The organism is Ruegeria sp. CDSB136, assembly GCF_059610965.1.
Window position 1 is genome coordinate 1 of sequence record NZ_JBXWOP010000022.1, and the last position, 13224, is coordinate 13224.

A 13224-nucleotide genomic window follows, 5' to 3' on the forward strand; every position below is an offset into this window, starting at 1 on the left:
TGTCAGCGCGCTGGCTGATCCGGCCATCATTACAGCTGCGATCAGTCCCGCAGCCATCATTTTCAAAGATTTAAGCATTAATTCCCACCCTCGACCTTTGTACACACAATTACACGCATCTTTGGCGTGGCACCTAATTTCAAAATTTTTACCGTAACTTTCGTGGATTGCGAAGGGTTTTCTGAAAAAATGTGTCTTTTTTAGGGCATTAGGGCGCATCGTGTAACATAATGCGACTATTTGATTAGGTTTGTTTCTCTTGTGTGAACGAATATGCGGCGAATCTGGCATTTGCGAGGCGCCGAGTCGGATCGCGCCCGCCGGGTTTCGCAGATGTTCGCGGCACTTTTTTCCGAACCAGAGGATCGTATCCTTTTGGAAAAGTTAGGAAACAATCGCCGCCAGAGCGGCCAATTGTCCACGAAAAAATTCCCTCAGATCGCCTTCGATCACGCCTGACATGGAAAATTCACCCAAGCGCGCGGCCCGCCATATTTCTCCTTCGACGCACGGGAAGTTTCGTGTAGCGTTGAACTGTTATTGTACCAAGTTCAGGCACGCATTCTCGATCGGGATTTCAGTTCGGCCGTTTGTTTAAACAGTGCCTGCCTATTAGCAAGGAGATGATGCGGATGGGTGGTGAGCCAGAGATGGTGAAAGTGACCGGGGACGCTGATGAACGCGCCTGATTTTGATCCCAACGACATGCATCTCGACGCCAAACGGATCCTGGTGACAGGCGGGGCCGGGTTTCTGGGCTCGCACCTTTGCGCCACCCTGCTGGAGCGCGGGTACGAGGTTTTATGTGTCGACAACTTCTTTACCGGGCGGCGCGGGAACCTGCGTCATCTTCTGAGCAATCCCCGGTTCGAGGTCATGCGCCACGATGTGACCTTCCCGCTCTATGTCGAGGTGGACGAGATCTATAATCTGGCCTGTCCCGCCTCGCCGTTTCATTACCAGCACGATCCGGTGCAGACGACCAAGACGGCCGTGCATGGCGCGATCAACATGCTGGGGCTGGCCAAGCGGGTGGGTGCGCGCATCCTGCAGGCCTCGACCTCGGAAGTGTATGGCGATCCGCAAGTCCATCCGCAGACCGAGGATTATGTGGGTCACGTCAATCCGATCGGGCCGCGTTCATGCTATGACGAGGGCAAGCGCTGCGCCGAAACGCTGTTCTTTGACTACAACCGGCAGCACGGCCTGCCGATCAAGGTGGCGCGGATCTTCAACACGTACGGGCCGAACATGCACCCCGATGACGGGCGCGTGGTGTCCAATTTCATCATGCAGGCCCTGGCGGGTGAACCGATCACCATCTATGGCGACGGCAGCCAGACCCGGTCCTTCTGTTTCGTCTCGGATCTGATCGACGGGCTGATAAAGCTGATGGAATCGCCCAAGGACGTGACCGGGCCGATCAACCTGGGCAACCCGGTCGAACTGAGCATCCTCGAACTCGCCGAATCCGTGATCCGCCTGACCGGCTCGAAATCGGAACTGGTGTTCCGCCCGCTGCCGCAGGACGATCCGATCCAGCGCCAGCCCGACATCACCCGGGCCCGCGAACAGCTGGGCTGGGCGCCCCGGGTGCCGCTGGAAGAGGGGCTGAAGGCGACGATCACCTATTTCGAGCGGACCGCCATGGCGGTGAAGAACGTATAGGGCGGCAATGACGGCACAGGACGCCTCAGAAAGATCGTCCCGACGGTTTTGGGCCTTTGTCCTGCTGGCCGTGACGGTGATCGGCTGCCTGTCGGTTCTGGCGATCAACCGGGGGCCGCTCTACTACTTCGACACCGGCAGCTATTTTCGGCAGGGCGATGCGGCGCTGTCCTTGATTTTGCCCGAGCCGAAACAGGATGGCGAGGAGGCCGGAGCTGGCAATGCCGGCACCAAAGGGTCTGGCAAGAAAGACCAGACGACCGGCGGGTCCCGTTCGATGGTCTATGCGCTGCTGGTTGCCGCATTCTGGCGTGCCGATGCATTGGGCGGGGTTGCGATCGTTCATCTGGCGATGCTGCTGCTTGCGGTCTGGCTGACGATGCGGGTGTTGCAGCGCAGCGCACAGACCGGGCGCAGCACGCTTCAACTGGTGAGCCTTCCACTGTTGGCCGCCGCGACGACCGCGCTGCCTTTCTATGTCGCCTATGTCATGCCGGACATTTTCACATCGGTGATGCTGATCCTGATTGCGGCGGTTGTTGTCGCGGGTCGTTACATGCATCCGCTGGAATGGCTGGGGGCGCTGGCGCTGGCCGGCTTTGCCATTGTGCTGCACCCTTCGCATCTGGGGATTGCCGTGCTGATGGTACCCTTTGCCGTACTGGCGGCCCTGCTGCGCCTTGGGCAGGGGCGGTGGCTTGCGGCAGCGTTTGTCGCAGGGCTGGTCGTTCTGGCCATTGCCGAGCGCAAGGCGTTCGAATTCGCGGCCGAGACCGTCACCAAGAAAGAGGTGCTTTACACCCCTCACATCACCGCGCGGCTGATTGTGGATGGTCCCGGGCTGGCCTATCTCAACGATGTGTGCCCCCGGGACGATCTGGCGACCTGCGCCCTGCACGAGGCGCTGTCCTGGTCCGATGACCCTTACCGCCTGACCGCCACCCACATCATTTTCGAACGCTCTGAAAATCTCGGGTCCTTCCGGTTGATGCCGATCGAGGATCAGCAGGCCGTGGCCGCCGAACAGCGTGCCTTCTTCCTGAAGGTTCTGGCGGCGCGCCCCTTTGGCACGATCCTGGCCCTTGGCGGCAATGCGGCAGAGCAGTTGGGCATGAACAGCATCAAGATGACCATCCCGAACGAGGCTGTCATCCGAAATGCGAAATCGCTTTCGGGGCTGCCCGAGGCGCAGCTTGCGGTTCTCGACAATATTGTTCTGACCCGCGATCAGCCCTGGCTGAGCCCGGTCAATTCCATCCACGCGACGATCTACCTGATCTCGGCGATTGTCGTGATCGGGTTGCTGCTGTGGCCCGGACGGGTTGCCCCGCCGCTGAAACTGTTTGCGCTGTTCATCCTGATCGGAATTGCCGTCAATGCGCTGGTTTGCGGCGGTGTTTCACAACCCGCGGACCGCTATGGTGCGCGCGTGATGTGGCTGCTGCCCTTTACGGCGGCCTTTCTTCTTCTTGTTCAGCGGTCAGGACCGCCGCGCGCCACTGCCGGAGACCCCACGTGACTTCAGACCAATCCCTTTCCATCAGCGTGATCATGCCCGCCTACAATGCGGAACATCTGCTGCCCCGTGTCCTGCCCCCCCTGATCGGGATGCTGAACACCGGCCAGGTGCAGGAGGTCCTGGTAGTGGATGACCAGTCCCCCGACGGCACCGCGGCGCTGGCCCGCGAAATGGGGGCGAGCGTTCTGACTACGCCGGTCAATGGCGGGCCGGGGGCGGCGCGCAATCTGGCCGCCGAACATGCCACGGGTGACATCCTGTGGTTCGTCGATTCCGATGTCATCGCCTGGCCGGACGGGGCCGAACATATCCGCAGCGCGATGTCCGAAGACAATGTCGGGGCGGTGTTTGGCTCGTATGACGATGCGCCGGACGGGCAGGCCTGGTTTTCGCGCTACAAGAACCTGCTGCACCGCTATCACCATCAGCGCGCACAGCGCGAGGCCCGCACCTTCTGGGCCGGCTGCGGCGCAATCCGCCGCGATGTGTTCAACGAGGTTGGCGGGTTTGATGTGAAAACCTACGAAGTCCCCTCGATCGAGGATATCGAACTGGGCTACCGGATTGCGGGAACCGGGCGGCGCATCCTTGTCGAGCCCCGGCTGCAGGGCAAGCACCTGAAGGTCTGGACCATGCGCAACAGCCTGAGCACCGATATCTTCTGCCGCGCCCTGCCCTGGTCGCGGCTGATGATTTCACGCGAGGGGCTGACCGATGATCTGAACACCTCGATGGCGGAACGCATCCGGGCCGCGCTGGCCGGGCTGTTGCTGCTGTCGGTTCTGGTGCTGCCCTTCTGGCCGGGGTCGTGGCCCCTGCCCGTGTTGCTGCTGGCCGCTGCTTTTGTCGCCAATTTCGATCTGGTGCGCACGATGGCGGGCCACGGAGGCCCGTGGTTTGCATTCAAATGCCTGCTTTATCATCAGGTCTATTACGTCTACTCGGCCACCGTCTATGTCTGGTGCCTGTTCGAATATCACGTGCTGGGACAAAAGCAGAAGCTGCGCGTCACGCGAAACTGACAGATCGCGTGACATTGCCGATCAATCGGGTTGGGATCAGAACTGTTTGGCGGGCAACTGTTCGAACGGCAGTTTCTCGATCTGATCGAAACGCGAGTTGCTTTCGTGCACGTAGAACGTGTCGTAAAGCGAATTGCGCACGAAATGATAGCCATTGGCAAACAGCAACTCATTCAGTTCGGGCGTCGGGCGTTCGATTGTCATCGCCAGGAAACGGTATTTGTCGAACGGGAAGTTGCGCATGATCCGCGTCTCGGACCCTTCGACATCCAGGCTGAAATAGTCGATGTCCTTGGGGGCGTTGTAACGATCGAACACCTCGTCCAGCGGCACGGCCTCGACCGTGACGACCTTGCCCTTTTCCCGGAACCGGGCCAGCTTTGCGGCGCGGCGCTCGGTCATGTTGTCGGCCTCATCCACCAGCAGGCTGCTACGCTGGCCGTCGATCATGAATTCCAGCTGACCCGGTTCGGGGTCGACCGCCAGCGGGACCGGGGTGGCTGAACGGTGGTGCCAGTTGATGATCTTGTTGTAATTGACTGGATTGGGCTCGATCAGCAGCCCGGTCCAGCCATAGTGTTTTTCCAGAGCGAAAGTGTTTGAATCGGAAAACCCGTCGGCGGCGCCAAGCTCGACAAAGAACCCGTTGCGCTTGCCGTTGAAGACCTCGTTGATCACCCACATGTCCTGTCCCCGGTCCGAGACGCGTTTGGGCAGATAGCCAAGATTGTTCATGGCGAACCGGCGGCTGAAATTCCGGGTGCTGACCACGCCGATATACGCGAAATAGGCTGGTTTCTGGAGGAGCGGATAGGTTTCAACCAGCTTGGTAAGATTCTGCTTCATAAAGTTCTCCACTTAACCGCCCGCTCTTGGCTTTTCGGGCAAAAACATTGTTGCACAGACATCGGCTATCTTAACCCTGCAATTTTCGCGATATCCCACACCGGGTACAGCGTTTCACGCGTTCCGCGTCCGAAAATTGTGTCGAATGGCACGTGATAGACACGCGCAATGCTGACCGGAACGTCGGTGGTCCCAAAGTCGCTTTCGTAAGCCGCGCGATCGCGTACCACCAGGATCCGGCCTTCGACCGGTTCACCTATCATGGTCTCCCCGTCTTGCGGGGGTTCGGATGCGGGGCGTATGAAATAGTCGCTGGCGGTGCCGGCCGGTGCCGGCATTCTGGCATGCACATAAACCGAGAGCCCGCCAGCCATGTAACGGCTTTCTATCTCGGCCTGTGTCCAGATCGGCGGGAAGGCCTCACCAAGCAGCGCCTGCACGACGCGCATCTCGTCCAGATCGGGGAACGGGGCGGCCTCGGTCTCGATGGCGATGCGGTGCCCCAGATCCCGTGTCTGGGTAAACGGGCGCAGAGTTTCCGGCCAGCTGATCCAGGCACTGACCGCCAGCCCGGCCAAAGCACAGGCCAGCGCCTGTGCGGGCGCGGCCTGAACCGGACGCAACCGCCAGAAAATGATCAGCGGAATGACTGCGGCGGGCGCGAAATGGTGCGGCAGAATGCGATAGGCCTGAACATAGAAGAACAGAACATAGGCGATAACGGTCAGGGTCAGGGCTTTGGACAGCTTGTCCTGCCAGCGCCACGCCAGCAGGGCCAGCCCGGGCAATATCCCGCAAGGCAGCAGCCAGAACAGGAACCGTCCGGTGTCAAAGATCGTGACGAAACGCAGGCGGCGCAGAATGCTGCCCGTGTTGAACTCGCTGGACGCACTGGTCAGTCCCGACGACCGCAGAACCATTTCAAGCAGGGATGCCAGGACCACGACGCCAAGGGCGATCACCCCTCCGGTGATCACCTGCCGGAACGGCAGGGGCCGGGTCAGCAGGAAAAAGGAAATCAGGAAGAAGCCAATCAACAAAATGCCGTTCGGCGCGGTCAGCAACGCCAGCGTGGACACAACCGCCATCCAGCCGAATTTCCGTTCGGTAAAGAACAGGATATACCCCAGCACCCCCAGCAGGATCATCGGTTCGCGCGTCATGGGCAGGGCGATATCGGCGAAATAGGGGTTGTAGGACGGATTGAACGCCATCACGAAGGAGAACAGCAGCAGCGCCATTCCCAGCCCCAGAACGGCCCATACATCGGTGCGCCCGTCCGGGCTGCGCACAAACCCCAGCATGACCCCGAACAGGATCGAGATGCCCGGCAGATAGGCAAGGCGGATGGAGGCTTCGTAAGGACCGAAGAACCGCATGAACCCGGTTTGCAGGAAGGTTTCCGTCACCATCTTCGGGGTCGGATATCCGCCGATCCCGCCGGAATCCGGCGGCCAGAACGGCAGCCCGCGGGTAATGAAAAGCATCGCATTCAAGAAGCTGTGGGCCCCGTCATCATTCAGCGCCTCCCAATAGAACTTGGGCGTCATCAGGATCAGCACCGCCAGCGGCAGCAGGATCATCCCGGTGACATCCCATCCCCTGCCCCGAAAAATATCCGGACCGGAGCGGGCCGAGACCAGGCCAATGCCGGGCAGGCAGAGCAGAACGACCAGAAAGCTGAAGGCCGCCCCCGTCATGGAAATGCCGCTGATGGCCTGCACCGCCGCGGCAGCGGCGGGCACACCAAACAGGGAAAACGTAAACCCCTTGAGCAGCCAGTGTTCGAAACGGTCCCCGGGCGCGGCAATTCCCAGCGCCAGAAGCAGACCTGGCGCAACAAATAGCGCTGACGCCGACAGGACGACCAGTGGTATCCAGATATACAAAAACAGAGCGTCACCGGGGATGAAGTATGGCGATGGCCCGTCCGCCAGAGCAGTCTTTGCCGCCAGTACCGCCGCCGCATCCTGACCAGCCAGCACAATGCCAACCGACACAATGAGAAATATTAAAAGGCGCAGCACCATCACGTCTTAATCAAACTCACAAAAATACAACAGTCGATGATTGTTCAATGAAAGGCATATTATGCACTAACTACTCAACTAAATAAAACGCCCTTCAATCAACCAGTTTACTGATAACATGTAACTCTCAGTGCATTGCGAGTTTTGTGTCAATTGGGTCGATTGCACATGCAACTGGACATCAATGCGTCAAATACCGGGGCATTGATAAACTCAGGGAAACAAATGAACTCCGGTCGCGTTACTCCTGTTCCTCAACCCTTCCAGGCAGCATGACCGTCACCCGAGCACCACCCAATGACGATGTCCCTATATGAACTGACCCGCCATAAAGCTCAGCAATATCCTGAACGATCAAAAGACCCAGCCCATGTTCATTGTCACCCTCACTTCTGGACCCGTGTGAAGGCGACTTTGGCATTGTCTGACTGTGTTCCATACCCGGTCCATCATCTTCTACACATAATGCGATCATACCCTGCCCGTTTGTGGGGGCTGATATGCGCACACAGATTTCAGCCCAATAACAAGCGTTTTCAAGCAAATTTCCGAGGATTTCCTGAATGTCCGCCACTTCCCCGAGGAACAGCGTTCCCGCGTTGACGTTGTTTTCGATTTCAGGCATTCGATCCCTGAAAATGACACCAAGCGCATAGATCACGTCTTCGGCGCTGTACCGCACGGACGAAGATTTCCCATAAGGGCGTTCGGTTCGCGCGCGGCTAAGGTTGCGCTTGATGACCCGTGTTATCCGGTCAACAAGGTCAGCTACCTGATCACGCTTGTTGCTGTTCAGACCTTCGGCGACACGTATCAATGCCGCCAGCGGCGTTTTCAGCCCATGCGCCAACTCCGCATTTTTCCTGCGGGTTTTTTCGAGGTTCATATTGTTGCGCCGATGCAGCTCGCGCAATTCCTCGACCACGGGGACAAGGTCAGGCGGCCAGTTCTGCCCATCAATAATCGTATCATTCTCACGCATAGCTTTGACCGACCCGCTGAGCCGCTTGAGTGGTCTGAGACCCCGGTTCACCGTCGAGTAGACCGCAACCGACACCATCAGGGCGAGGCCAATAAATATCAGAGCGATTAGCCTGACCGCATGGTCTATCTCTTCAGTGACGCGTTTCATAGGCGCTGCGATCCGAAAAATCATTCCATCCTCGGGCGCTGTTCCAGGGAACGCCTGCGACAGGCCACGCACAATGCCACCCTCCGGGCTTTCGAAGTTTCCTTTCCCCGCGTTCGGGACGGCCAGAAGCTGGCTGTCTTTATCGACCGGCCCCAGCGAGGGCGACTGCAACAGAATTCTGGGGGGGGCGTCGCCCTGATCCTGCGTCAGTTGCCAAAGCCAGTTTTCACCAGCAACGTCATAAAGCCCGCGCCCAACGGGTCCGGACAGTTTGGTCTGTGCTCCGCTCAGAGTAATCCTTCCGGATTCGATCAACAAATCCTGGGCAAGCAGCAGATCAAGCTCAACAATCTCATATGTCCGGTAAAGCAGAATGCAGATTGTGGCCCCAACCCCAAGGATGGCGCAACAGATTGCGATTGTCGCAAGCGAAACACGTCGCGGAATCGTGGCCCACTCATGTGTCATCTGTGGGTATCCGATAACCGTGCCCGCGTACGGTTTCCACAAGTGACGCGGATATCTTACGACGCAGACGCGAGATGAGAACATCAATCACATTCGAGTTCAGATCCATGTCTTCGGCATAGATATGTTCGATCAGAGCCGCGCGGCTGACAACCGAGCCAGCATGCCGGGCCAGATGCTCCAGAGCGCGGAATTCAAAAGCTGTCAGTAACACGTTGCGCCCTTTATAAAAGGCAGCCCTTTCACCGGGCAAAACGGAAAGATCCCCGAGATCAATCGATGGCGTCCCACGCCCGCTTGCCCGCCGCACCAAAGCTTCGAGACGGGCCAAGAGCTCTTCAGAATGAAACGGTTTTGACAGGTAATCATCCGCACCGCTTCGCAGGCCCGAAACGATGTCATTCCAGCTGTCGCGCGCCGACAGGATCAAAACCGGGGTCGCCATGTTGCGGCTGCGCCATTCGCGCAGGATCGAAAGCCCGTCCAGACCAGGCAATCCCAGATCCAGGACGATGGCATCCCAGTCTTCGGTTTCACCCAGAAACAGTGCGTCACTACCGTTTTCTGCCAGCTTTACGATATCTCCCCGTGTGCGCATCAGACGGTCAAGATCGTTGCGCAGCGTTTCGTCGTCTTCAGCAACTAGTATTTTCATCAAACCCTCACACTGGCACCGGCACTGAACATGAATGGAGAATGACAAGACCGGACATGCACCATTCACGCCCCTCAATTTATATTCGACCAGACCCGTTGTCGAAAGGATCCGTTCGCCGCGAACGGAATTTTACCCGCTAACCCCCTGTGATGCCGGAGTTTCGAATGAGTGGCTTGTTTGGTATCTGTACTGAGGACGGCGCGCGAACCCCTGACAACATACGGGTTCGGAAAAGCGCGTTCTCTATCCGCCACCGTGGCCTGGATGCCTGTAATATTCTCGTGGAACCAGGCCTGGGCTTGGCGCAGCAACCTTTTAGCGATTCAACGGGTCTCTACAGCCTCGTTTATAGCGGCGAAATCCATAACATCAGACCTCTGCGCGCCATGCTCGAGAAATTGGGCATCGCGTTCCGGACAGCCTCGGATACCGAAGTCGTTCTACACAGCCTGATTCAATGGGGAGAAGATGTGCTGATCCGGTTCGAGGGGATGTTTGCGCTGGTTTTCATTGACCGGCGGACCCACCGCCTTTTGCTGGCCCGGGACCGTTTCGGAACAAAGCCCCTCTATTGGATGCAGGGCATGACAGAAGACGGCCCGGCTTTTCTGTTCGCCTCGGAAATAAAAGCATTTGAGCCTTGGATGACCCTCCAGCCTGACTTCGACACGATGGCCGGATACCTGCTGGGCTACAGCAATCCGATCTGCGGTTCGACCTTTTATCAGAAGGTCCAATGCCTAACGCCCGGAGCCCGCCTGTGGTATGATGGATCAGGCGCGATCGACATTGCGCCTTTCTTCCATTTGACCAATTTTCTTAATCCTGACGAGATGGCGCGGCTCGATAATCTGCCAACTGCCGAGATCGTTGATGAATTTGCCGATCTCATGCACCGGTCCTTGGCCGCGAATCTGCATGCTCGTGGACAGAGCGGGGCCTTCTGTTCGGATGGGGTCGAGACCTCTCTGATTGCGGCCATCTCTGCGACCCAACACCACAAAATTCCCTTAATCCACGTCAATACAGGAGGCAATCGGACCGGGACAGAGGCGGCCCGGGAACTTACCAAAAGCCTGAAACTGGACCTACATATCGCCGAAGTCGAAGAACAGGATTTTATCGACATGATTCCGCAGGTCATGCGGCACTGCGAAGCCCCGTTCACTTCGCGCTCCAACGGGGCAGCGCTCATAAAGGCATCCCGGCTTGCCGCTGATGTGGGGATAACGGGATTATTGTCGGACGGTGGATCTGATGAATTATTCATTGGTTCTCAAATGTTTGCGAAGAAATATCTGGTGAATGGTTGCAAACAGAGGATCGACGCACTCATGCCCGGGATAAGACCAATACTGGTGGGTCAGACAGAGGAAACACGCAGTGTTCTGAATAGCCCCATAAAACCCGAGGATACGCTGGCGATAGACCGTAGTCTTGAAGCCTTGCCCAACAGGTTCAGAAATCACGGTAAACAGTGGGTGCTGGAGCACATGCACGAACCTCTGCGCGCGCTTCTGCATCACAATGAAGCAATGTGGATGGCTGCCGGGGTCGAAATGCGGTTTCCGTTTCTAGACACCCGGATTGCCCGTTTCGGGATCAACCTCCCGACGCGCTACAAGCTCAAGGCGTCACCGTTTGCTTTTGACAAAGCCCATCCCTTTATCCGCACGAAATGGGTCGCTCGGGAAGTCGCCAACCGACATATTCCGCACACCCTCAGTCGGCGCATTGGAAATGGGCTCGGGGCCACTGTATTTCAGCGGCTGGAAATCCGCGCCAACTACTTCAGAAACGGCCAGTTGCAGGACCTGTTCAGCCTGACCCTCGCTCAAATGGAAGAAACGATCCGTGGTGCGGACCCCGACCTGAAGCTACGGTTGCTGCTTACCGAAGTCTGGTTGCGGTGCCGGTTGGACCATCAGGACGAAGCGCGGGAAATCGCCAGATTGCGCGATCACGTCAGCATCCTGCCAGACGAATTTCGTCCGGACTCATCAACCGGTGGCAAGCCCGCAAACGCTGTGGTCCCCGGCTAAAGACAGGGACTCAGGTCGCCGTTCTGTTACGGAGGGTTTGGTTTGGTTCCGATTTCTTCTTGCTGTCGGCCTCGAACTCCTCGTGATAGGACCGTTCGACATTCACATCCCAGACATCGTTGTTTTCACCCATGATGTTGCGGGCGGCATACATCGCCGACAGCATCGAGTGATCCTGATTGTTGTACCTGTGCAGGCCATTGCGGCCGACAGTCTGGAAGTTCTCAAGCGTCTTCAGCCAGCCGCTGACCGTGTCCAGGGCATCCTTGTATTCGCTGTCATAGACCGGATAGGCCTTGGGCTGCCGGATGACCGCGCAATCGATGACGTCACCGGCCTTGGCCAGATTGAGTTTTTCAAGCTCTTCGCTGGCGAGATGTTTGAGATCCTCGTCCGCAGATGACCACAGCCCGTCGCCTTTCTGGCAGAAATATTCCATCCCGATCGAAGCGGTGTTCTGGTCGGGCAGCATTTCCTTGGACCAGGCCCGGAAATTCTGGATACGGCCAACCTTCACCTTGGGACTGTGGATATAGATCCAGTTGTCCGGGAACGGGTCGGCGTGATCCAGGATCAGCGTCACAATCAGGAAATCGCGATACCGCAACCGGTCCGCGGCCTCGATCACTTCGGGTGGCGGCGGCGGGTCGAAGGCGTGGATCAGGTCGCGCACCGCCATCGAGTTGATGAACTCTGCGCCTTCAACACGCTCGGTGTGCTTTTCACCATCTTCCGTCCAGTGGCATACTTCGATCGACGTGACGCGATTGCCATCGCGGTTCACCTTGGTCACTTCGGAATGGGTTTCGACCGAACCACCCTTTTCCCGGATCAGGTCGCGGGTTTTTTCCCACATCATGCCGGGCCCCAGACGGGGATACTGGAATTCCTCGATCAGGCTGGCCGTGTCATTGGCGCCCGAAATCGCGTTCCAGACCGCCTTGGGCAGGGACAGGTTCTTGATCCGCTGCGCGGCCCAGTCGGCGCGGATTTCCGAGGGCGGGATACCCCATACCTTTTTGGTATAGCTGTGGAAGAAATGCATGTATAACCGCCCGCCAAAGCGGTTGATCACCCATTCTTCGAACGTATCTTCCTGCGGCTTGGGGCGCAGCTTCCATTTGATGAAGCTGCCTATGATCTTGTAGGTCTCATAGGGACCGATATTGCCCAAAGCGTTGAAAATCCGCAGCGGATAATCATAGAACTTGCCGCGGTAGAAAATGCGGCTGAGGCGCTGCACGGTGATGAAATCATCCCCCATCACCTCGTGCCACATATCCTCGACTTCGCGCACCTTGGTGAAGAACCGATGCCCGCCAATATCGAAGCGGTATCCTTTATGTGTTTCGGTTCGTGAAATACCCCCCACCATATCCGAGGCCTCAAAGACCCGGGGAACATGCGTATCACTCAGTTTCTGGAGTTCGTAGGCAGCCGTCAGACCGGCCGGTCCACCTCCGATGACTACGACTGGAACAATATCTTTTGGCAAATCACTAACATCCATACAAAAACCCTTGTTTCAGGGTACAAGAGGTTACCGTCGATTCACAACAAATTCCTAATGGGCCCAAAAAGGCAAATCCCACTCGCCATGTCTTTCCCTCTCGGACGGGGAAAACGGGGGCATGAATAAGCAGGCGGTGGCGGTGTCCGAACCCAAAGTGCCGGAACACCGGTAAGCCTCGACCACCTCTTGTGAAAGCGGATATCCGGCGTGCGAGGGGCGCAGCCCCAGCCGCCTTTCAGGTAACAGATGAGACACCCAACATATTGAATAGTAATACAGTTATTCACCCCAAAAATTGCTTTCACGCCCTTGGAAACCGCCCTTGC

The 13224-nt window shown here is 57.6% G+C and carries 9 protein-coding genes; 4 read left to right on the forward strand and 5 right to left on the reverse strand.

The genetic code is table 11. The features are described from left to right. Positions 1–705: 705 nt before the first annotated feature. From AC2FIR_RS20315 to AC2FIR_RS20325, 3 genes are read left to right on the forward strand one after another with little or no spacing between them, the layout of a single operon-like run. Entirely contained in the window at positions 706–1668 is a 963-nt protein-coding gene (locus AC2FIR_RS20315) for a UDP-glucuronic acid decarboxylase family protein (RefSeq protein WP_170617067.1), read from the forward strand. A 7-nt stretch (positions 1669–1675) separates the two neighbouring features. Further along, entirely contained in the window at positions 1676–3187 is a 1512-nt protein-coding gene (locus AC2FIR_RS20320; RefSeq protein ID WP_496716810.1) for a hypothetical protein, read from the forward strand. Beyond that, the gene (locus AC2FIR_RS20325) at positions 3184–4209 is read left to right on the forward strand and encodes a glycosyltransferase family 2 protein (protein ID WP_170617042.1); all 1026 of its coding nucleotides are present in this window, start codon (positions 3184–3186) and stop codon (positions 4207–4209) included. Before AC2FIR_RS20320 ends, AC2FIR_RS20325 begins: the two co-directional genes overlap by 4 nt. Before the next feature lie 36 nt (positions 4210–4245). Here the strand turns inward: AC2FIR_RS20325 and AC2FIR_RS20330 are convergent, their stop codons facing one another. From AC2FIR_RS20330 to AC2FIR_RS20345, 4 genes are all read right to left on the reverse strand, one after another. After that, entirely contained in the window at positions 4246–5055 is an 810-nt protein-coding gene (locus AC2FIR_RS20330; protein WP_496716811.1) for an FkbM family methyltransferase, read from the reverse strand. Between the two features lie 65 nt (positions 5056–5120). Further along, positions 5121–7082, reverse strand: a complete 1962-nt coding sequence (locus tag AC2FIR_RS20335) for a hypothetical protein (protein ID WP_496716812.1) — start codon at positions 7080–7082, stop codon at positions 5121–5123. Between the two features lie 244 nt (positions 7083–7326). Continuing rightward, positions 7327–8685 (reverse strand): sensor histidine kinase, encoded by a 1359-nt coding sequence (locus AC2FIR_RS20340; RefSeq protein ID WP_496747156.1) that lies wholly within the window; start codon positions 8683–8685, stop codon positions 7327–7329. Continuing rightward, positions 8675–9340, reverse strand: coding sequence for a response regulator transcription factor (locus AC2FIR_RS20345; protein WP_170682290.1), 666 nt, complete (start codon positions 9338–9340; stop codon positions 8675–8677). The genes AC2FIR_RS20340 and AC2FIR_RS20345 overlap by 11 nt, the downstream gene beginning before the upstream one ends. 167 nt (positions 9341–9507) lie before the next feature. Here AC2FIR_RS20345 and AC2FIR_RS20350 point away from each other — a divergent pair, with 167 nt between their 5' ends. Then, entirely contained in the window at positions 9508–11385 is a 1878-nt protein-coding gene (locus AC2FIR_RS20350; protein WP_496716760.1) for an asparagine synthetase B family protein, read from the forward strand. A 10-nt stretch (positions 11386–11395) separates the two neighbouring features. Here the strand turns inward: AC2FIR_RS20350 and AC2FIR_RS20355 are convergent, their stop codons facing one another. After that, on the reverse strand, positions 11396–12895 hold the full coding sequence (locus AC2FIR_RS20355) for an NAD(P)/FAD-dependent oxidoreductase (protein ID WP_496747152.1): 1500 nt from the start codon (positions 12893–12895) through the stop codon (positions 11396–11398). Between the last annotated feature and the right edge of the window lie 329 nt (positions 12896–13224).

Coding starts and splice junctions, on each gene's coding strand:
- AC2FIR_RS20315 (WP_170617067.1), top strand. CDS start 706: ATGCATCTCGACGCCAAACGGATCCTGGTGACAGGCGGGGCCGGGTTT.
- AC2FIR_RS20320 (WP_496716810.1), top strand. CDS start 1,676: ATGACGGCACAGGACGCCTCAGAAAGATCGTCCCGACGGTTTTGGGCC.
- AC2FIR_RS20330 (WP_496716811.1), bottom strand. CDS start 5,055: ATGAAGCAGAATCTTACCAAGCTGGTTGAAACCTATCCGCTCCTCCAG.
- AC2FIR_RS20340 (WP_496747156.1), bottom strand. CDS start 8,685: ATGACACATGAGTGGGCCACGATTCCGCGACGTGTTTCGCTTGCGACA.
- AC2FIR_RS20345 (WP_170682290.1), bottom strand. CDS start 9,340: ATGAAAATACTAGTTGCTGAAGACGACGAAACGCTGCGCAACGATCTT.
- AC2FIR_RS20350 (WP_496716760.1), top strand. CDS start 9,508: ATGAGTGGCTTGTTTGGTATCTGTACTGAGGACGGCGCGCGAACCCCT.
- AC2FIR_RS20355 (WP_496747152.1), bottom strand. CDS start 12,895: ATGGATGTTAGTGATTTGCCAAAAGATATTGTTCCAGTCGTAGTCATC.